Genomic DNA, 20,349 nt, shown 5'->3' with positions numbered 1-20,349 from the left:
CGGCCGCGCAGCAAAGCTTGTGGCACTCGCATTGCAAAGGTTAACGAGGAGAAGGCTCCATGAAACGTAAGGTCGCGCTGATCACCGGCATCACTGGACAGGACGGGTCGTATCTGGCGGAGCTGCTGCTCGCCAAGGACTACGACGTACACGGCATCAAACGCAGGTCATCCCTGTTCAACACAGACCGGATCGATCACCTTTACCGCGATCCTCACGATCCGGACCAGCGCCTCTTTCTGCACCACGCGGATCTGACCGACTCGACCAGCATTCTGCGCGTGATCCAGCGCGTCGAGCCGGACGAGATCTACAACCTCGCCGCGCAGAGCCACGTCGCGGTGTCGTTCGAGGAGCCGGAATATACGGCCAATGCGGACGGCCTCGGCGCCTTGCGGATTCTCGAAGCGATCCGGATTCTCGGCTTGCAGGAGAAGACGCGCTTCTATCAGGCTTCGACCTCGGAACTGTACGGCCTCGTGCAACAGGTGCCGCAGTCGGAGACTACGCCGTTCTATCCGCGCAGCCCGTATGCCGTCGCCAAGCTGTTTGCGTACTGGACCACGGTCAATTACCGCGAGGCTTACGGCCTCTATGCCTGCAACGGGATTCTGTTCAACCACGAATCGCCGGTGCGCGGCGAGACCTTCGTAACGCGCAAGATTACGCGCGCCGTTGCGCGTATCGCGGTGGGCATGCAGAAGACCTTGTATCTCGGCAATCTGTCGGCGCTGCGCGATTGGGGCCATGCGCGCGACTATGTGGAAATGCAATGGCGCATGCTCCAGCAGGAACAGCCGGAGGATTACGTGATCGCCACCGGCGTGCAGTACAGCGTGCGTCAGTTCGTGCAGCACGCTGCCGCTGAACTGGGCGTCACCGTGCGTTTCGAAGGCACCGGCGTGGATGAAGTCGGCATCGTCGAGAAGGTGGAAGGGCGCGAGATCAGGATGTCGCCGGGCGACGTGATCGTGCGTGTCGATCCGCGCTACTTCCGGCCCGCCGAGGTCGAGACGCTGCTCGGTGATCCGTCGAAGGCGCATGCGAAGCTCGGCTGGCGGCCGACCACCTCGTTCGAGTCGCTCGTCAAGGAAATGGTGCGCTCGGATTATCAGATTGCACGACGTGACGCGCTCGTCACGCTGGCCGGATTCACGGCGCTGGAACATCACGAGTAACTTGCGATGAACAAACAAGCACGCATCTTCGTCGCGGGCCACCGCGGCATGGTCGGCTCCGCGCTGGTCAGGCGTCTCGCCGCCGAGGGGTATCAGAACGTGATCACCCGCTCGCGCAAGGAGCTCGACCTCACGGATCAGGCGGCCGTGAATCGCTTCTTCGAAAGCGAAAAGATCGACGTGGTGCTGCTCGCGGCCGCGCGCGTGGGCGGCATTCTCGCGAACGCGACGCAGCCGGGTGAGTTCATCTATGAAAACCTGGTGATCGAAACCAACGTGATCCATGCCGCGTACCGCGCCAAAGTCGAGCGGCTGGTGTTCTTCGGTTCGTCGTGCATCTATCCGAAGCAATGTCCGCAGCCGATCCGCGAGGAGTACCTGCTGACCTCGCCGCTGGAGCCGACCAACGACGCCTACGCGATCGCGAAGATCGCCGGCCTCAAACTGTGCGAAGCGTACAACCGCGAGTACAGCACGCAGTACGTCGCGTTGATGCCGACCAATCTGTACGGCCCGAACGACAACTACGATCTGAAGAGCAGTCACGTGTTGCCGGCGCTGGTGCGCAAGGCGCATGAAGCGAAGCTGAATGGCGACGCCGCGTTGACGGTGTGGGGATCGGGCACGCCGCGCCGCGAGTTCCTGCACGTCGACGATCTTGCCGCGGCCACGCTATTTGTTCTCGAACACAACGTGACGGAGGGCCTCTTCAACGTCGGAGTGGGCGAGGACCTGTCGATTCGTGAGCTCGCCGAATGCATCTGCAAGGTCGTCGGTTTCGAGGGCGAGCTCTTATTCGACGCCTCGAAACCCGACGGCACACCGCGCAAGCTGCTCGACGTCTCGCGCCTCGCGCAAATGGGCTGGCAGGCCACGATCGGTCTGGAGGACGGAATCGCATCCACGTACCGGGACTTCGTCGAATCACACGCTGGTTCGACACCGGCTGCCGCCATCGAGGCCTAGGCGCGCGGCTTTGGAGTAAAGGACCGCTTGGGACGCTGTGCATGCGTAGGACGCGCAAGGCACGCGGGTCGATTTTTCGAGGAGTGGCATAAAAATGACAGCGTCAGTCACGATCTTCCACAACGTCGTGTGGTCGCGCCACAAGGGTGTCGTGTTTTCCGCCTTGCATAACATTTCGGCTTCCGGAGCGATTCGCTATTCGATGGTGCAGATCGCGGATACGGAGCACGACCGCGTCGGCTTTTCCGACGTCGACTACTCGTTTCATCGCTATCCGATGCAAAAGCTGTTCGACGGCTGCTACGAAGACGTGCCCACCATGAAACTGATCGCACGGCTCACGTGGGAAGTCTTGCGCACCAAATCGGATTTGATCGTGCTGCCGGGCTATCACCGCCCGGAATACTGGGCGATGCTCGCGGCGTGCATCGTGACCGGCAAACGGCGTGCGGTGTTCTGCGACTCGACCGCGCGTGACCGGCCCAAAAAGCTGCTGACGTCGATTCCGAAGCGCGTGTTTTTCTCGCTGTGTGATGGTTACTTCGGCTTCGGCGAGCGCAGCCGCGAGTATCTGCTGTCGCTTGGCGCGAAGCGCGACAAGATTTTCGTGCCATGTCAGGCCGCGGCGATGCCGGGTTCGTTTTCGCCGGAACGAGCGCTGGTCGAGCGGGTCGCCGCTCGTGCGGGTAATCCGCCGGTGTTTCTGTTCGTGGGGCGTTTGTCCGAAGAGAAAGGTATCGGCACGCTGATCGAGGCGCTCGCCGGATTACGGCGGCGCATTCCGGCGGCCAAGCTGCGCATTGTCGGCACCGGCCCGATGTGCGAAGCGTTGCATGTCAAGGTGGCTGAGCTCGAACTCGGCGACGCGGTGACGTTCGTCGGCAGTCTGCAGGACGAGCCGCTTACTCGGGAATACTACGGCGCCACCTGCATGGTGCTGCCGAGTTACAGCGAACCTTGGGGACTGGTGGTCAACGAGGCGCTCGCGCATGGTTGCCCGGCAGTGGTCAGCGAAAGTTGCGGCTGCGTGCCGGAACTGGTGATCGACGGGGTGAGCGGCTATGCGTTTACAGCGGGCGATGTCGCCGGCCTGCAACGCACCATGCTCAAGGCAATGGAGGCCTTCGCCGACGCGGGCGGCACCGCGCGCCGGTGCATGGATGTGATTCGCCGTTTCGATCCGCCTTCCGCGGCTGCCAACATCGCCCGCGGCTGTGCACTGATGTTGAGCGACTGAGTCGCTCCGCCCAGCCACGTCGCGCGCATCACGCCCTAACTTGTTCTGGCAGCCACGATGAAGATATTGATTTACGGCATCAACTATGCGCCTGAGCTGACGGGAGTGGGCAAGTACACGGCGGAAATGGCCGTGCTGCTGGCGAGCCGCGGACATGAGGTGCGCGTGGTGTGCGCGCCGCCGTACTACCCGGAGTGGCGTATTGGGGAAGGCTACGTTTCGTGGCGGTATCAGCACGAGACGCGCGACGGCGTGGCGATCTGGCGCGCGCCGCTATGGGTGCCGACGCGTCCGAGCGGCCTGAAGCGGATGCTGCATCTCGCGACCTTTGCGGCGACCTCGCTGCCGCTGCTCGTGCGGCACGTGCTGTGGCGCCCCCACGCGGTCATGCTGATCGCACCGACCTTGATGTGCGCGCCGGGCTCGCTGATGCTCGCACGCATCACGCGCGCGCGCGCGTGGCTGCATATTCAGGACTACGAGGTCGATGCGGCATTCGATCTGGGATTGCTGAAAAGCTCGTTCGCGGCCCGCACCGCACGCTGGGTGGAAAGCGCATTGCTGCGGCGCTTCGATGCGGTGTCGTCGATCACGCGGCAGATGAGCGCGCGCGCGACAACCAAGGGCGTCGACGCGTCGCGGGTTGTTTGCCTGCCCAATTGGGTGGACGTGTCGACCATCTTTCCGCTTGCGCGGCCGAGCGAATTCCGGCGTTTGCTCGGGATTCCTGCCGAGCAGAAAGTGATTCTTTATTCCGGCAACATGGGCGCGAAGCAGGGCATCGAAACGCTCGCCGATGCAGCGGTCGCGCTGGCCGCACGCACGGACCTCACCTTCGTGTTCTGCGGCAGCGGCGCCGCGAAAGAGAGTCTGGTCGCGCGCTGCTCAGGATTGACGAATTGCGTGTTCCTGCCGCTGCAACCGGTGGACCGCCTGAACGAACTGCTCAACCTCGCCGACATTCACGTGTTGCCGCAACGCGGCGACGCGGCGGATCTCGTCATGCCGTCCAAGCTCACGGGCATGTTCGCGAGCGGACGCGCGACCGTGGCGATGGCGCGTCGCGGCACGGCGCTCTACGAAGCCGTGGCGCCGCGTGGCGTGGTCGTGCCGCCGGACAACGTGAAAGCGCTGGCGGCGGCGATCACGGTGCTGGCGAGCGACGCGGAACGGCGCACGGCACTCGGCAAGGCGGCGCGCAATTATGCGGAGCGCGCGCTCTCGCCGGAGTCGACGATTCGCGCCTTCGAGGAACGGCTCGCGATGCTGTTGCTTGAGGTGGACGGTAAGCGCGGCAAAGGCGAAGCGCCGTCTTTCGGTGCGCGGCCTTCAGGTGCTGCAGCGAGGCGCCGGCGAAAACCGGCTACTGCGGAGGAAGCCGCGCCGGATTGATCCGGCGCGCGGCCCTTGTCATGAAGGCGATCTCACCACGGAGAACGGTAGACACCCTGCTTGGTGGCGTAGGGGTCGGCATAGGTGGCTCTTGCGGCGCCTTCGGGCGTCAGACCGTCGGCCGCATTCGGCCGTCCCGGCTGGCCGGCTACACGGACCTGGCCGTTGGCCGCAGCCGGCGCTTTGCGCTGGCCTTTGCCCTTGCCCACCGCCGGTTGCGCAGCCTGATCACCGCCCAGCACCGTCATGCGTTGCGAGTCGAGCAGCGCGGCACGTTGGGCGTCGTTGGTATTGCCTTGCGCGCCGTCGGTGCCGTATGGGTTCGGGGCACCGAGCAGGCCTTGCTCGCTGCTGCGGTGCGCGGCGCGCCGGTCGGCGGGAAGCTGTGCGTTCAGACCGTAGCCGTTGGCCGCCGTCGCGGCGGGAGGGCGGGCGGCCGTGGCGGGATTGGGTGCGGCGTTCTGTGCGAACGCCGGCATCGCGCACGATGCGATCGCGAGAAACGTCCAGGTAGCGGTGTGTCGAAGCGAGGTCATCATCTCATTCCCCAGGGAAATGCTGTCGGGATAAAGCTATCGTGCGCCAACCGGTACGCGTGTAGCCGCCAAAACGCTTGCCCTCACAGCCACCGCGCGAAGTCGAGCCAGGCGCGGCAACATAATGTGAGAGGTTTGCCTGGCATGCCTGCGTATGTTTACCACTGTTCGTGGTTCGGAGAAAGCTGATGGGTAACGTAGCCGACGATCCACACGTCGGGCGCATGCCGCAAGCCGATGGCGCGCGCGAAGACGGCCGCGTCATCGATCTGTCGCAGGCCGGAAAAGGAAACTATCAGGCCAAGCGCGGTGCGCTGATCGAGCTCATCTGGTTCGTGCTGGAAGCCTGTGTGATCAACAACAAACTGCTGCCGTTCTCAGGTGTGCGCGTTGCGTTGCTGCGACTGTTCGGCGCAAAGATCGGTACAGGTTGCCGATTCGTGCATCCGGTGCGCGTGAAGGCGCCGTGGAATCTCGAAGTGGGCGACAACTGCTGGTTCGGTGTCGATGTGTGGATTTACAACCAGACGCTGATTCGCATCGGCTCGAACGTGTGCATTTCACAAGGCACGTTCCTCACCGCGGGCTCTCACGACATGAGCACGACGATGGATCTGCATGTCGCGCCGATCATCATCGAGGACGGCGTCTGGATCACTTCGAAGTGCGTCGTGCAAATGGGCGTGACCATCGGCCGCTCGGCGGTCGTGACACCTTTGTCGGTCGTGCATCGTTCGCTGGAAGCGGAGGGCGTGTACGGCGGAAATCCTTGCCGCTTTATCAGGAACCGGTTCGATTCCGTGACCTGAACCACAGACATAGAACCACAGCGTTTTGTACGCTGGGAGGCCGAGGTCGCTTTGCCGGAATGTCGACTGCCACAATGGGATTGCCGCGCTGCATGGTGAGCGGCGTTCGTGGCAGCACCAATGCGAGTTCCGGCCGCGACGTTTGCGTGGCCTGGTTGCCAACTCCGCTTGGCGAACCGTGACGCGCTCAGGAAATGCGTGAAGCAGATGGGGAGTAGCGGATGTTCATCGATACGCGTACTGTTGAACAAAACACGGTCATTGAAACGACCGTCTGCATCATCGGCGGAGGCGTGGCGGGAATTACGCTCGCGCTCGAAATGTCGAGGGCGGGTATCGACGCCTGCATGCTGGAAAGCGGTGGTTTTGGTCCTGACGACGCAACCCGCGACCTCTATCGCGGCGAGAACATCGGGCTGCCCTACACGTTCGCGGACGGCTCGCGCAGCCGCTATTTCGGCGGCAGCAGCAACTGCTGGGGCGGCTGGTGCCGCCCGCTCGATCCCTGGGACTTCGAAAAGCGCGACTGGATTGCGCACAGCGGCTGGCCGTTCGGCCTCGACGAACTGGAGCCTTACTATGCGCGCACACATGAACTGCTGAAGCTCGGTCCGCAGAATTTCGACCCTGCTTACTGGGAGCAGGAGATCGGGCGTCAGGACGTGCGCCGTCTGCCGCTCGCCACCGGCGACATGCGCGATACCGTCGCGCAGTTCAGCCCGCCGGTGCGCTTCGGCAAGGTGTATCGCGAGGAACTGTCGCGCTCGACACGGGTGCGCGTGTTCCTTCATGCGAACGTGCTCAATATCGACGCCGATGCGCAAGGCACGACGATTTCCAGAGTGAAGGTGGCCACCATCAGCGGCCGCGCGATGTCGGTGAGCGCGCGGATTTTCGTGCTGGCCACGGGCGGCATCGAAAACGCGCGCCTGCTGCTTGCGTCGAACAACGTGCAGGCTGCCGGGCTCGGCAATGCCAACGATCTGGTCGGCCGCTACTTCATGGACCATCCACGCATGATGTCGGGCAAGGTGCGCTTTCGTCCGGGCATCGCGCGCAACAAGCTGTACGACATCAAGTATCACTACCAGAATGTGGCGGTCTCCGCGCACGGCACGAAGATCTCGTCCCAGTTCGCGCCGAAGCAGGAGTGGATGGAACGCGAGAAGCTGCTCAATTCACGCGTGTGGCTCTATTCGAAATGGTACGGCGAAGGCAGTGCGGGTTCCGAGGCGTTGATCCGTTTCAAGGAAGCGCTGATGGGCAAGGACCAGCCCGGCCGCAGCGTGAAGCGCGACATCGAGACCATGATCGCGCACCCGCTGCACACTGTCGGTTTCGGTTTGACGCGGCTGTTGCAATGGCCCGCGCTGATCACCGACGTGACGCTGCAGGCCATCGTCGAAGCGGAGCCCAATCCGGATAGCCGCGTCACGTTGTCGGCCGACAAGCGCGACCACTTCGGCATGCCGCGCGTGCGGGTGGAGTGGCGCCTGGGCGACCAGGTGCAGCGCACTTTCGACAAAACGTTCCAATTGCTCGCGCAGGAATTGCAGATGGCGAACGTCGCTGACGTCACGCTCGATGCGCCGCTCGAAGGCCGGACGTGGCCGGTGAAGCTGGAAGGCACGTGGCACCACATGGGCACCACGCGCATGCACGATTCACCGCGCGAGGGCGTGGTCGATCGCGATTGCAAGGTGCACGGGATCAGCAATCTGTACATTGGCGGCAGCTCGGTGTTTCCGACTGTGGGCGCCAACTTTCCGACCATCACAATTGCCGCGTTGTCGCTGCGTCTCGCCGGTCATTTGATGCGGCAACTGGATGTGCCGGACGCCGTAGGCAGTACGCGAACCGAAGCCGCGAACAGCGCGACCATGTCGCTCCAGACGCCGCCTCAAGTCGAGACGTTGCCGATCGCAGCCTCGACTTTGACGCCGGTGATGAAGGAGCAGTGAGCGTTTGATGAAGACGAACGAAGATGGCGCGCACGAGGCGCGCCATCTTCGTTTTGAGTGTGAGGCCTTCAGGCCGTGGAATGCCGCCGGTGATCAGCGGCTTTGCTGGGTTGCTTCGCGCAGCGTGGTGAGGGTGTTGTCGTTTTCACGCACGTCGTCGTGGCCGCCCTTGGTCTCGAGCAGGGCAGTCAGCGCGCTGACCATGGTCTCGACACGGAAGCGCGCATTGAATGTGCGGGCTGCCTGTGCGCGCATCGCTTCGCGAGCCGGGTCGTCGAGTTCGAGCCAGCGCACGAGATTCTTTTCCGTACCGTCGACGGTATCCGCGGCCACCAGCCCCGCGCCGTCCGCTTCGATTTCGCGCCACACGTTGACCTTGTCGGAGATCAGCGCCGGCAGTCCGCAGCCGAGCGCCTCCGCTACCGCCACGCCGAAATTCTCCTGATGCGACGGCAGAACGAACACGTCGCTCGCATGAAAAGCGCCCCACTTGAGTTCGCCTTGCAGCATGCCCGGCAGGCTCACGCGATGCGCGATGCCGGCCGCCTGTGCCTGGGTGCGCAGCGTCGAGGCCCAGCCGGTTTCGTCTGGACCGGCGATCACGAGATGCAGCGCCGGATCGCGGCTGGCAACGCGTGCGAAGGCCTCGATCAGCAGATCGCAGCCTTTCTTCGCATGCACGCGGCCGAGGAACAGCACGATGCGTTTGCCGCGCAGGCTCGGTATGGATTTGAGGAAGGTTTCGCGCAGCGGCGCGGCTTCGAGTTGCGGCACCGTCGTGCCGAACGGCACGATCCGTTCATGCGCGCGGTACAACCAGAACGACTGGCGCGCCCGCGTGCGTTCTTCCTCGGTCGTGAAGATGACGGCGCGCGCGTCGCGCAACACGCGATATTCGGCCCACGGCCAGTACAGCCACTTCTTCAGATGCTTGAGCGGATAGGCCTCTTTGAACCACGGGTCCAGCATGCCGTGCACATACACGTAATACGGCACCTCGCTCTTGTGCAGCGCTTTCCATGCCGCGAAGCCGTGGTATTGCCACAAGCCGTGGACGATCACCGCATCGAAGCGCTTCGCGTTGGCGGCGAGCCACGGCGCGAGGCGTTCGCTGAAGCTGTAGCGGCCTTTGGTCGGGCCGAAGACGTGGAGCGGAAAGGGAAAGGCCGCAAGGTAGGCGTCGTTGGGGGCATCGCAGGTCGCCACTTCGATCTCGTGTCCGGCCTCCCGCATCGCCATGCCGCTGCGGCGGACGCCTTCAACGGGACCGCCGGCGCGTGGGTCGACGCTTGCAAGCAGGTGGAGAATTTTCATCGGGCGATATTCGGTCGGTTGGAGCGATGCCTGGGCGGCGTATGCGGGACGAGCGCACCGAACTGGCCGGCGTCGGACGAGGAGCCGGCCGTGCGCGAGACGCCGAGCGTGGACGTGAGGTCCGCGCGGCCCATGCCCGGCTGGATCCGGCCGGGCAATTCCGGCATCGCTTCCGGGCGCACGTAAGGCGGCCTGCGCAAGCGCCGCGCGCGCGCCGGCAACGCGCGCTGCAAACGCGCGTGGGTGGCGATCATCAAGCCGAGCGCGACGCCGAATATGAGGCCCGAAAAACGCGGCCCAAGCGGATTGCCGCCGATCGACGTGGCCGGCAGCGCGGCAAACAGCATGATGGCGCGCCCGAGCACCGGCAGCATGGGTGCGTCGGGCACGACGGAGCGCCAATAGCGATACGAGAAGAAGCAGATCGCCAGTGCGGCGAGCGTGGCCAACGGCATGCCGATGCCGAACAGCAGGCCGCCCGCGAAGAACTGATAGACCCAGAAGTTGTGGCCCGCGGCCCATTCGTTGATCGCATAAAAGTCCTTCTCGCTGATCTGGCCGGCGAGGTCCGGCAGATAGACCGGCGAGTAGCGATAGTAGTGGCCGTAACCCTCGCCGAACAACAAGGTCTCCGGCTGCGCGGTGACCTGATCGTACTGGTCGCGCATTTCCGCGAGACGCGTGATCGTGGTCGGATCCTTGCCGGAGCGGGTTTCCTCGGAGAAGAAAATGCGCTGCGTCCAGTGCTCGGCGACGGTCGGGAAAGTCAGGGCCGCGACGCCGGCCATGCCGGCGAGCACGGCGCCGATGATCATGGTGCGGCTCATTGCGCGCCAGATATGCCGGATCGACGGCGCGCTCAGTCCCATGGCGATCAGGAACAGCAGCACCGTGCCGACCATCACGCTGCGGGTCACGCTCAGCAATTCGATGACGACGCTCAGCGCGAAGATCGACACGGTAAAGAGCGAAAAACGCTTTGCCACGATGAATTCGTGGAGCAATACGCCTTGCAAACCCAGCAGCGTCACGGAGAGGATACGGAAGCGCACGTCGTCGAGACCGCCGCCCGTCGCCATGCCGTAGACCATGGTGAACACGAGGCTGATGACGTTGGCGACGAACAGGGCTTTTTCGAACTGGGCGATGCGGAATTCGCTCCACGGGCGGCACGCCACGAGGTAACCCAGCATGAAGAGAGTGAACGGCAGCAGCGTTCGTAAATAGTTGCCGGTGTCGTTATCCTGAACCAGTTGGGCGACGATGCTGCCGAACACGCACAGGATCAAGCTCCAGGTGACGACCGAGCGCAGCCGCGAGCGCTCGTGAAAACGCGGCGCGATGAGAAGAAGGGCAATCCCTGCGGCGATCGCCGGCAGGACGAAGATGAACTGCGCGAAGTGACCCGTATTCGCGTCGGTCGCCTTATAGTCGAACGCAAGCGGCAGCAGAAAAAACCATATCCAGGGCGTTGCATACTGGTGGCGCATTACCGAGTTCCTCCCCGTCACCGTCGTTTCGCCGTCGGTCTACAGTGGACGGTCTCGCATCGGGTTATTTTGAAGGAATCTGCACGCCTGTTAGTGGGCTGGACCGCATTCGTCGACCATTGCCTGGGTTCTGGCGGTCGCGGAAAGCGTAAGCTCTGCAAGACGCGCGCACACTTGCGTATGTTGTCGGTCAATGCCTTGAAGTTGGCGCGCACGCACGCTTGCCGACACCGAAGATGCAAAAAGGGACATGGGGCCCGCGAGAGACGATCGCAATCTTGCATGACCGCATTTGCATGGGACCGGAGCACAACATGAAGTTATTCGGCGGGGCGGGACCCACAAAAGCCGGACGGGCGATCGAACTCGACTTCGTCCGCGGCATCGCGATCATCATGGTGATGGGCTTTCACTTTCATGCTGTTCATACCGGCAATTACCTCATTCAGATTATTGAGTACCCACTGAAGAGTTTCGGCCGTGAAGGCGTGAACCTGTTTTTCACGTTGAGCGGTTTTCTGGTGGGCGGTCTGCTGCTTCGACAGTACGCCGAAACAGGACAGGTCGATGCACGGCGCTTTATCATCCGCCGGATTTTCCGCATCTGGCCCGCGTATTACGTGCTGATCGTCTTCCATGTGCTGGCCGGCCGCCACCCGTGGAATACCTTCCTGTTCCAGAACCTGACCCACCTGCAAAACTATCTGGGCACGTCGATTACGCAGACGTGGAGTCTGGCGGTCGAAGAACACTTTTATCTGGTGCTGCCGGCGCTTCTGCTGGTGTTTGCGCGTTGGCGTCTCGGCGCGTGGACGATCGTCAGCGTGCTTACCGGCATCTGCGCGGTGGTGCTCACGGCGCGTTGCTTCGCAGTGGCGGGCGGTAATCTCGATGGGGCGTTTGCTTACACGCAATACCGTATCGACAGCTTGCTGGTGGGCGTGATTCTTTCCGCGATCTACTGGATGAAACCCGGCGTCTACCATCAGCTCGCCAAGCGCAAGTGGCTGCTGATCTTCAGCGTCGTCCTGCTCTGCGCATGGCTCGCTTTCGCCACCAAGAACCTCGCACTGGATGAAAGCATCGGCTACACGATTCAAGCGCTTGGCTTTGCTGCGCTGATCGTGCTGGTGCTCGAATACTCCGGATCGCTGCGTAAGTCGTGGATCTATCGCGGCGTGGCGTGGATCGGCCTCTATTCGTACGGTATTTACTTGTGGCATTCGCTCGCGCTCGCGCCCGGCGACATGCTGATTCGTAAAGCGACCGCGCTGGGTTTTGCGCCGAGCCTCATTTGGGTCGTCGCGCTTACGGCGCAGTTTGCGATCGCGATTGCGATCGGCTATGTGACCACGCGTGCTATCGAGTATCCGTTCCTGTTGATGCGCAATGCACTGTTCCCAGAAAAGCGCAGCAGTTCGGTGCGCGAGGAAGTGCCCGCCGCTGCTGCGGGTGGGCAGTTATCCTGAGCGTGCATGCATGCCGCTCTGCGTGGCGGTCCGGCGCACTGGCGTGTACTGACACTACGGTCGGTTTGGCACAAGGTAACGGGGAATCGGACCCACTCGCCACTGGAATTTCTGCGCGGTAATCGTGACCGGTGTGTCGACGCCTTGCCAGTCGCGCAGAATATATTTTCCAGGCGGCAGGCTGACTGATGCAACGCGCTGCTTGCCGTCGACCGTCCAGCCGACGATAACTGGATCATCGGTTCCGTATTGATACGCCTTGAGGTTCTCCTCGTCGACGAGCGCTCTTGCCCAGTTACGCTTGCCGAGCGTGGTGCTCAATACGGACGCCGCGACGAATGCGGGTTTGGGTGTCAGGTCGTGATGCAGCAAGCCAAAATTATGTTCGATGTTGTTGAGGTCGGTGCCGTCGTCGACGAAGTCATACCAGAACATGACGCGAACTGTGCCATAGCGTCGCGATAGCAAATAGCTGCGCACAAGATTGGCCGCCTGCGTGGCCTCATCCTGCCCCGGCTCTTTAGGATTCACAGGCCAGCCGAACTCCGTCACCCAAACTTGCAGAGGTCGGCCGTCTGCTTTTACACGGTCGGCAGTGAAGTTTTTCAGGTAGGGCCACACCGTCGGAATGCTCACGGAGTCGATTGGAGCGCCTTCGGTTTTGTAACCCCTTTCTGGCGTATTCGGCGACATATAGGGGTGTACGCTAAATCCGGTCTGATCGTTCAGTCCTCCTTCCTTGAGTAAACCGACAACACAGTCGCCGCCGGGGCCGCCGCCCGAGCCGCCACCGCCGCAGGAAATGACCGATGCATCGGCGTTGACATCCTTAACGGCGCCGAACGTTTCCCATAGTAGGGAAAGGTAGGCGGCGTAGCCGATCTTGTTGAAGTCCGGCTCATTCCACACCTCCCAATGTTTAACTGTTCCGCCGTAGGGAGCAGTCACAGCATCGTCACCGTAGCGGGAGACCACCGCGTCGACGTAATCCGCGAAGCGCGCGCGAGCGTCGGCTGACAGCGGGAAATTCGACTTTGGGAAGAGTGTCGGATAGGCGGCCTCATTACCCTCGCCGAGAACGACTAACGGCGAAATGCCGAGCTGCTTACATAAGGCAAGATAGTCGTCGTAGCTCTTGGGAAATTTGAACACACCGGGTTTTTTCTCGATTGCCGCCCAATAGAGGTCATCCCGAATCCACGAGAATCCAGCCTGCTTGACGAGCGGCAACAGCACCGACGCTGGTGGTGTGACGTGTTGAGCGAAGTGCGTGCCGACCCCGAAGTCGGAAGGCCCTACCTCGTCGCGTTTCGTGACGACAGCCAGCGTGCTCGTTGTCTTGCCGAGCGTTTCCCCATGCGCCGATTCCACGGTTGCGTCGAGGCGGAATAGACCCGCACGCGGGATCGCTACGTCGATGTCGATCGCCTTACCACCCTGCATGCTGCCGATGGTTTTCTCGTACGAGGCGACTGGAGTGGGCGCCGGCTTGCCGTCGCCGTCATAGGAATAAACGCCCACCGTTATTTTCGCCGCGCGCAGATGGTCCGGCGGCACGACTTTGAACTGGAGTGTCTTCTTTCCGCTTGTCAGCATGACTTGCGAGCCCGCCGGGTTGGCCAGTTGCAGCTTCACCTGCGCGTACGAACCGCTTGAGAAAGTCAGGAACAGTAGAGCAGACAGCGTAGCGCGCCCGAATATGCGTGATCTGAATAGGCTGCGGCGGCGATGAATCGTCGGCATCGGATCAATCCTCGTTGAATCTTATGAAAATGGCTCAGTCGGTTCGATGAGCAAGAGGCAGGCGTCTGCAGGCACCTGAAGGCAACGCGGAACTCCGCGTTCTTTAGCGGCAAGCAGAACCAAAATACGGTGCGCCGGACCACTCGTCAGTACGAAATCGAACTTTCAGAGCATTCGCCGCCGCGCTTGCGTTCGAGTATGTAGCGTCACGCCGGCGCACAGGCACTCCGCGCGGCAGACAGGCGCACTCGCATTTGTTGATTGCCCATGGCTACGGGCATCCAAAAGGGCGGCCGGCATTTCGTATGGAGAATAATTTAAATGAATTATGAAAACTTAAACTCTTTCAAGCCAATGGCGTAATCGACTTCGAAGAAGTGCGCGCGTAAAGAGTTTCTATGGCGAACATGCGGTCGGCCCTCTAACGATTTAAGGGTCTGACTTTTTTTGTGTCGTTAGTTTTTACCCTTATTCATCAGACAAAATAGAAGGAGGAGTTGGTATTTGTCTGAATAAATCCGCGCGATACTTAATCTTTTATCGGGGACGGGTTGTCCGAAAACAAAGCGAGAACTCGCTTGGAGCCGGGATGAAGCACAAAAATTAAGTGCTGAAAACCCCTAATTAATAGGTAAATAATTGTTTTACTGCTGCGCGGACACAACAGTTCGTATGTGCGGCGGCGCACATATGTTCTCTTTTTAGATACGCGTAATGCGGATATTTGCTTCTTCGCATAAGTCTGGAGATAGTTCGCCTTATCGCTGCGCTTTTACATCCAGTTACAACATACGAAAAAGGCGGGCACATATACTGCGATCCCCAACCGAACTGCGTAAGTTGTACTCATGACCTTACCTACCCGACCGAAAAATCAGCAACATCTTCCACTGTCCGTCCCTTCTTTGGTTCCTGCTGAATCAGTACCTCGAAGGAAGTTCCTCGCCGGTCTCGTCGCAGGTGCCGGGTCGATTGCACTTTCCGCATGCGGCGGCGGTGGCAGCGGCGACTCACCCGCGGCGGTAGCCAATGACGCAAGTGTGGCCAACAGGGCCGGCTCAAGCGGCTTCACCGTGACGACCCCTGCGGCCAACGCGACTATCTCCGGTACCATCACAGTGACCGGCACAGCCGGCACCAACTGGCGCAACGTGGCCGTTTACGACCACGCGACGGTCGCCAAGATCGGCGCGGACACGACGCCGAGCAGCGGCAAATTTTCCATCCAGGTTGATACGACTAAATTGACCGTGGGTTCGCATCAGATCGATGTGGTCGCATTTTCCGTTGCGGCGGGACAAGCGGGCGGCACCAAGACCACGCAGACCATCACGGTCAACGTCACCCGGGCGACTTCCGGGTCGACTTCGGGCTCGCTGTTCTACGGCATGAATGGCCACCTTGCGTGGCCCGACGGTATCTACCACACCATGTCGGCAGCTGCCCAATTGGCGTTGCTCAAGGATCTCGGCGTTACGACCTATCGCGTCGACGTAGCAGACGCAGGCATGGCTCAGACGGTCGCCAACGCATTGACCGGTGCGTTTGCCGGCAGCGGCGTGTCCATCATGCCCTGTATTAACGTCTGGTCGACGGCGTATAACCAGAACGGTTCCGAATCGGCCGCATACACGTTGGGCTACAACCTGGGATCGTCCATCGCCAAGCCGCTGAAGGGCCTCGTCAAGTACATCGAGTGCGGTAACGAGCTCGACTCGAACGGCCTGATTACGAACGGTGACGGTAGCAACACGAACAACTATAGTCCCGCGATCTGGCCGGCATTCCGCGGCGTGATTCGGGGCATGATCGACGGCGTGAAGGCGATCGACCCGACGATCCAATGCGGCGTCAACGTTGGTGTCCCGCTTGCCTATCGCGCCTTGCAGATGCTGTGGAGCGGCATCACGCCCAACGGCTCGGCTAACGGCGTCTCAGGCGCAGCGCAGGTTCGCTGGGACTACACGACTTACCACTGGTACCAGAGTTCAGGCGATATCATTTGTGGCTGGCGAAACAACGCTTGCCTGAATGTACTGCAAGTTCTGAAAGACTCCTTTAACCTGCCGATCTGGTTGACGGAATGGGGCTGGCAGGGCAACCAGGTCACCCCGGCGCAACAGGCTAGCTATGTAACCAAGGCGCTGACGGAGTATCGATCGCTCAAGGATCAATACAACATTCAATCCGTCCAGATGTACTGCCTGATCGATCCGGACTTCGGCCTCATACAGGCAGACGGCGTCACAAAGAATCCGTCTTATGCGGCCTTCAAGAATTTCGTTGCCGCCAATCCGGTCTAACCCGATCCGTCGCGCCGGCGTCCCGGCGCAGCAAGCCTTCTACCTCCGCAGCCCGCGCTTTCTATAAGCCGCGGGCTGTTTCTTTTGGTCCGTCCCTTCTGTGTAGCGCGATTTTTAAGTCGTGTGCGTTACAGCACAGACGATGTCGCTGCGGCGCCGCAATCTGTCAGGCGAGACCGGACCGCTCCACCCCTGCCACCAACGACCCCTTGATCCTCACGCAAGCGTGACGGATCCCCTGATCCAATCTGATGCGCCTGTCGAACTGCGAGGCGCGTTCGGGAAGAGGATTTCCCGGCCAGTGGTTCACTCTGGTTCTAACAAACAAGGAGTTCGTCGTATGAATTCGAGTGTTTCCCGTACTGCGCCGGTTGGGCTACGGAACAACGTCGATGCGTTTTCCGCCGGCGAACTAGCACGCCTGATCGTGGACAACGTGTGGTTGATCGTCGGCATTGTCGCGGTGGTCACGGGACTGGCCGCGCTGTATGCATTCGCAGCAACCCCCGTCTATTCCGCGGATGCGTTGGTCAAAGTTGATTTCCCTCAGCCCAATGCGCTCGGTCAAGCGTCGAAGACGCCGGAGCAGGTCGTTCCGCCCACGTTGCCTACCGAGGCGGAGATTCAGATCATCCAAAGCCGGAGCGTGATTGCGCCGGTGATCAAGAAATTTAAGCAGGACACCTCAATCACGCCGAACCGCATCCCCGTTATCGGAGCGATCACCAGCCAATTTGCCACGCCGGGTGAGCCAATGCCGGCGCCCATCGGTTTGGGCTCCTTTGCATGGGGCGGAGAGGAAGCGTCGGTCGGTTCGCTGACTGTTCCGGCTTGGCTCGAAGACGAATCACTGACGTTGACCGCTCTCGCTGGCGGTCACTACCGTCTCACCGATCCGAAAGGGCGGACCTTGCTCACGGGCGCACCCGGCGTACCCTCCCAGGCCAACGGCGTGGCGCTTACGATGGATCGGCTCGTCGCGCGCCCCGGAACCGAATTCACGCTCGTGCGCTTTAGCGACGTCAAGGCAATCGAACGTTTCCAGCATCAGTTGAAAGTCAGCGAGTCGGGTAAGGACACCGGCGTCGTGCAGATCATCTATGAAAACACCGATCCGGAACTGGCTCGCGCAATTGCCAACGGCATCGCCCAGGGCTATATCGCTTCTCATATAGCGCAGCACCGCACCGAGGCCCTCACGACCCGTGACTTTATCGTTGGAGAACTGCCGAAGCTTCACGCCAACCTGACGCAAGCGGAGGCCGAACTGAGCCAGTACAGAACCGCGTCGAGCTCGATGCAGGCGGGTACCGAAGCCGCGTCCTACCTCCAGGGCAGCATTGAGTTCGACCGTCAGATCGCGATGCTCAAGGTGCAAAAAGCGGCGCTGGAAAGTCACTTTGCAGCAAACTCGCGTGACGTGCAGACCGTCAATAGCCAACTCGAACTTCTGCAGAATGCCAAGAGCGCGTTCGAAGCGCGCTTTGACCAGTTGCCCGCGTCCGAGCGCCGGTCGGCCGACCTCACACGCAACGTCAAGGTCGCCGAAGATATCTATGTTGCTATGGTCAACAAATCCAACGAACTGGCGGTGACGCAGGCTGGGACGCTTGGGAACGTACACATCATCGACACCGCGCTGTTGCCCGTGGACCCTGTGAAACCCAAGCGCCCGCTAGTGATCGGCGTGGGCGCCGCCGGCGGTCTGATCGCGGCGTTCCTGTACGTCTTTGTGCGGCGCCTATGGTCGTCGGCGCTCGAGAACTCGCTGGCGGCCGAGCGCCATCTGAACCTGCCTGTCTTTGGTCACGTGTTGTTCAGTGACGAGCAGGCCCGGCTGGACCGTGCGCAGAGTCTGAACTTGCAGCCGGCGAAGAAAGGCCTTTCGGGGAGAGCACAGCAAACAGGGGCCGAAAGGATAACCGGATCGCCGCCCAGATTGGCCTATAGCGGCTCTGCTCCGCAAGATCCCGTGTTGGCCGGCGGCCGCTTCCTGCTCGCCACCGACGGGTACGATGACATGCCGCTTGAAGCTTTACGGGGCATACGCGCGTCGTTGCAACGGCAGATTCAGGACGCGCCGAATAACGTGCTTGTCGTGACAGGCGCGACGCCCGGCACGGGAAAGAGTTTTATCTCTTCGAATCTGGCCGTCCTCAGCGCGGAGGCCGGAAAACGGGTACTGCTGATCGACGGCGACATGCGCCGCGGCCAATTGGCCGCCATCATGAAGCAGACCGGTGCGGGTGGCCTCGCCGAAGTTCTGGCTGGCCAGGTCGACGTCAATCACGTGATTCGAAACACAGGTGTTCATGGACTTTCGTTTATCGCTGCAGGGCGGTACCCGTCCAATCCGTCCCGGCTGCTCTCGACTCCCCGCATGCAACAACTCCTCGACCGTCTTGGCGAATTGTATGACGTGATCATCGTTGATACACCGCCGGTGCTCGCGGTGAGCGATGCAAACCTGATCGCCTCTCTCGGCGGATCGACGGTGCTCGTAGTACGTCCGAGCGCCCAGAGCGAACGGGAACTCGAGGACACCGCGCAAAGTCTTGATCGCGCCGGCGCGCGTCTGATCGGCATGATATTCAACGCGATGCCGCGACGGCGCAGCGAGAAACGCAGCTACGGCTATGCAGCGGCCTATGCCGCGGCGAGTGCTCCGCCACCGCAACAGCATGGCGCATCGTGATCGCCGCCGGCCGGTCGGCCGCCGGTTGTCGCGCGTTCCTGCATTGAGAAAACAATGTACTCCAGACTAGTATCCGTGCTGTTCTACATGTTTTTTACCTGCGTGATTCTCAATCCGCAGGTGAACGGAATCACCCTTTATTTCTATCTCGTGATCCCGTTCCTCGATCTGGATTTTTCCCGCTTCCTCGCCGGTACGGCGCGTCGCTGGGCCGGCCCATTGCTGATCGCGGTTATGGCAAGCGCGTTGACTTCTCCCTCCGCGGCGGTGCGGGTCCTGTCGATCGGCATCTGCATCGGCTATCTGATGTACACGACAGAGCGCCGCATCAGCTACCTTCATCCGTGGATGGTCATCAATATCCTGTTCGCAACCGTGCAATTCGCGATGTACTACGTCAATCGTGATTTCTCGCTCCTGCTCGGGCCAACCAATCTGTCGAAACTGATTTGGGGCGACTACGCGACGATGACCAACACGAACTTCTACGAGGTGTTCTACTTCACTCGGGTCTCGGGATTTTCGCGCGAAGCGGGGTTTTTCTCGTCGTTGCTGGTGGCGTCTCTTATCCTGCATCTCTTCAGCGATTCACCCAATAAAAAACTCATTGCTCTCTATCTTTTCGGCCTCTTCATCAGCTTCTCGAAGTCGTCGATGGTGCTTTTCCTTTTCGCTGCGCTGTATCCCTTCCGTTACAGATTGCGCTCGCTCCATCCAGTGGTGGTCATGGTTGGCTACTATGCGGTGATTTCAGCGATCTCGGTGTACCTTGCGTCCAACAATTTCTTCGGCTCGGACACCTTTGCCCACCGGTTGGCCGGCTATGCGTTCGTGTTCGATGCGCGGCTGGAGGATCTCGTCAAGGGCATCAGCGCACCCGACATGATGGCGCACTACAAGTACCTTCCCTATATCCGTTTGATCCAGGACGACATGGCGCTCGGTGCGCTGTTTGGTGGTCTTCCCGGCACGATAGCGGAACTGGGGATCTTCAGCGCATTGGTCGTTTTCGCTGTCATTGCATTTACCGCGAGCGACGGCTTCGTCATGATGATATTTCTGTTTATCAGCGCCACCGTCAGCGTCACTACCGTCACCTCTTTTATTCCGCTCGCCTATCTGATTTGCTACTGGCCTCGATTCGCGGCATACAGCGCGTACCGTTTGGAGCCTTCGCGTCAATTCCAGCCACTTCCGCGGTACTTCAAGACATGAGTTCGCCGTGTCAGTGACGAAACCGACGCCACATGTGACGA

General features: G+C 61.1%; 14 protein-coding genes. 10 read left to right on the top strand and 4 right to left on the bottom strand.

What is annotated here, in order from left to right; translation table 11 throughout:
- The first annotated feature begins 59 nt into the window (after nucleotides 1–59).
- From gmd to P0D73_RS18195, 4 genes are all read left to right on the top strand, one after another.
- Nucleotides 60–1,178 (top strand): GDP-mannose 4,6-dehydratase, encoded by a 1,119-nt coding sequence (gmd, locus tag P0D73_RS18210; RefSeq protein WP_132375929.1) that lies wholly within the window; start codon nucleotides 60–62, stop codon nucleotides 1,176–1,178.
- A gap of 6 nt (nucleotides 1,179–1,184) precedes the next feature.
- Entirely contained in the window at nucleotides 1,185–2,144 is a 960-nt protein-coding gene (gene fcl, locus P0D73_RS18205; RefSeq protein WP_408432397.1) for a GDP-L-fucose synthase, read from the top strand.
- Nucleotides 2,145–2,238: 94 nt separating this feature from the next.
- Nucleotides 2,239–3,381: a glycosyltransferase family 4 protein gene (locus P0D73_RS18200; RefSeq protein WP_132375927.1), complete on the top strand. Its 1,143-nt coding sequence runs from the start codon at nucleotides 2,239–2,241 to the stop codon at nucleotides 3,379–3,381.
- Nucleotides 3,382–3,438: 57 nt separating this feature from the next.
- A complete protein-coding gene (locus tag P0D73_RS18195) occupies nucleotides 3,439–4,773 on the top strand; it encodes a glycosyltransferase WbuB (RefSeq protein ID WP_408432395.1) in 1,335 nt (444 codons plus the stop codon).
- A 32-nt stretch (nucleotides 4,774–4,805) separates the two neighbouring features.
- Here the strand turns inward: P0D73_RS18195 and P0D73_RS18190 are convergent, their stop codons facing one another.
- Nucleotides 4,806–5,312, bottom strand: a complete 507-nt coding sequence (locus tag P0D73_RS18190; RefSeq protein WP_408432393.1) for a hypothetical protein — start codon at nucleotides 5,310–5,312, stop codon at nucleotides 4,806–4,808.
- 185 nt (nucleotides 5,313–5,497) lie between these two features.
- Here P0D73_RS18190 and P0D73_RS18185 point away from each other — a divergent pair, with 185 nt between their 5' ends.
- Both P0D73_RS18185 and P0D73_RS18180 read left to right on the top strand, forming a co-directional pair.
- Complete coding sequence (locus P0D73_RS18185) at nucleotides 5,498–6,118, top strand: DapH/DapD/GlmU-related protein (protein WP_408432391.1); 621 nt, start codon at nucleotides 5,498–5,500, stop codon at nucleotides 6,116–6,118.
- A 221-nt stretch (nucleotides 6,119–6,339) separates the two neighbouring features.
- The gene (locus P0D73_RS18180) at nucleotides 6,340–8,079 is read left to right on the top strand and encodes an FAD-dependent oxidoreductase (RefSeq protein WP_132375923.1); all 1,740 of its coding nucleotides are present in this window, start codon (nucleotides 6,340–6,342) and stop codon (nucleotides 8,077–8,079) included.
- A 93-nt stretch (nucleotides 8,080–8,172) separates the two neighbouring features.
- Here the strand turns inward: P0D73_RS18180 and P0D73_RS18175 are convergent, their stop codons facing one another.
- Both P0D73_RS18175 and P0D73_RS18170 read right to left on the bottom strand, forming a co-directional pair.
- A complete protein-coding gene (locus P0D73_RS18175; protein ID WP_408432389.1) occupies nucleotides 8,173–9,393 on the bottom strand; it encodes a glycosyltransferase in 1,221 nt (406 codons plus the stop codon).
- Nucleotides 9,390–10,883 carry an O-antigen ligase family protein gene (locus tag P0D73_RS18170; RefSeq protein ID WP_408432387.1) on the bottom strand — a complete coding sequence of 498 codons (1,494 nt, stop codon included), beginning with the start codon at nucleotides 10,881–10,883 and terminating at the stop codon, nucleotides 9,390–9,392. Before P0D73_RS18170 ends, P0D73_RS18175 begins: the two co-directional genes overlap by 4 nt.
- Before the next feature lie 314 nt (nucleotides 10,884–11,197).
- Between P0D73_RS18170 and P0D73_RS18165 the strand changes: the two genes are divergently transcribed.
- Nucleotides 11,198–12,352, top strand: coding sequence for an acyltransferase family protein (locus P0D73_RS18165; protein ID WP_408178808.1), 1,155 nt, complete (start codon nucleotides 11,198–11,200; stop codon nucleotides 12,350–12,352).
- 54 nt (nucleotides 12,353–12,406) lie between these two features.
- Here the strand turns inward: P0D73_RS18165 and P0D73_RS18160 are convergent, their stop codons facing one another.
- Complete coding sequence (locus P0D73_RS18160; RefSeq protein WP_408432385.1) at nucleotides 12,407–14,095, bottom strand: glycoside hydrolase 5 family protein; 1,689 nt, start codon at nucleotides 14,093–14,095, stop codon at nucleotides 12,407–12,409.
- An 848-nt stretch (nucleotides 14,096–14,943) separates the two neighbouring features.
- Here P0D73_RS18160 and P0D73_RS18155 point away from each other — a divergent pair.
- The 3 genes from P0D73_RS18155 (at nucleotide 14,944) to P0D73_RS18145 (ending at nucleotide 20,308) form a co-directional block, all read left to right on the top strand.
- Nucleotides 14,944–16,398 carry a glycosyl hydrolase gene (locus P0D73_RS18155; RefSeq protein ID WP_408283271.1) on the top strand — a complete coding sequence of 485 codons (1,455 nt, stop codon included), beginning with the start codon at nucleotides 14,944–14,946 and terminating at the stop codon, nucleotides 16,396–16,398.
- A 340-nt stretch (nucleotides 16,399–16,738) separates the two neighbouring features.
- The gene (locus P0D73_RS18150; protein WP_408315417.1) at nucleotides 16,739–19,093 is read left to right on the top strand and encodes a polysaccharide biosynthesis tyrosine autokinase; all 2,355 of its coding nucleotides are present in this window, start codon (nucleotides 16,739–16,741) and stop codon (nucleotides 19,091–19,093) included.
- A gap of 54 nt (nucleotides 19,094–19,147) precedes the next feature.
- Nucleotides 19,148–20,308, top strand: coding sequence for a hypothetical protein (locus P0D73_RS18145; protein WP_408178804.1), 1,161 nt, complete (start codon nucleotides 19,148–19,150; stop codon nucleotides 20,306–20,308).
- Nucleotides 20,309–20,349: the final 41 nt, after the last annotated feature.

This window comes from Paraburkholderia sp. RL18-101-BIB-B (assembly GCF_046026985.1).
Taxonomy (GTDB): Bacteria; Pseudomonadota; Gammaproteobacteria; order Burkholderiales; family Burkholderiaceae; genus Paraburkholderia.
This window is presented reverse-complemented; position numbering and strand designations above follow the sequence as displayed.

Coding starts and splice junctions, on each gene's coding strand:
- P0D73_RS18170 (WP_408432387.1), bottom strand. CDS start 10,883: ATGCGCCACCAGTATGCAACGCCCTGGATATGGTTTTTTCTGCTGCCG.
- P0D73_RS18155 (WP_408283271.1), top strand. CDS start 14,944: ATGACCTTACCTACCCGACCGAAAAATCAGCAACATCTTCCACTGTCC.
- gmd (WP_132375929.1), top strand. CDS start 60: ATGAAACGTAAGGTCGCGCTGATCACCGGCATCACTGGACAGGACGGG.
- P0D73_RS18195 (WP_408432395.1), top strand. CDS start 3,439: ATGAAGATATTGATTTACGGCATCAACTATGCGCCTGAGCTGACGGGA.
- P0D73_RS18160 (WP_408432385.1), bottom strand. CDS start 14,095: ATGCCGACGATTCATCGCCGCCGCAGCCTATTCAGATCACGCATATTC.
- P0D73_RS18150 (WP_408315417.1), top strand. CDS start 16,739: ATGAATTCGAGTGTTTCCCGTACTGCGCCGGTTGGGCTACGGAACAAC.
- P0D73_RS18190 (WP_408432393.1), bottom strand. CDS start 5,312: ATGATGACCTCGCTTCGACACACCGCTACCTGGACGTTTCTCGCGATC.
- P0D73_RS18185 (WP_408432391.1), top strand. CDS start 5,498: ATGGGTAACGTAGCCGACGATCCACACGTCGGGCGCATGCCGCAAGCC.
- P0D73_RS18200 (WP_132375927.1), top strand. CDS start 2,239: ATGACAGCGTCAGTCACGATCTTCCACAACGTCGTGTGGTCGCGCCAC.
- P0D73_RS18165 (WP_408178808.1), top strand. CDS start 11,198: ATGAAGTTATTCGGCGGGGCGGGACCCACAAAAGCCGGACGGGCGATC.
- P0D73_RS18145 (WP_408178804.1), top strand. CDS start 19,148: ATGTACTCCAGACTAGTATCCGTGCTGTTCTACATGTTTTTTACCTGC.
- fcl (WP_408432397.1), top strand. CDS start 1,185: ATGAACAAACAAGCACGCATCTTCGTCGCGGGCCACCGCGGCATGGTC.
- P0D73_RS18180 (WP_132375923.1), top strand. CDS start 6,340: ATGTTCATCGATACGCGTACTGTTGAACAAAACACGGTCATTGAAACG.
- P0D73_RS18175 (WP_408432389.1), bottom strand. CDS start 9,393: ATGAAAATTCTCCACCTGCTTGCAAGCGTCGACCCACGCGCCGGCGGT.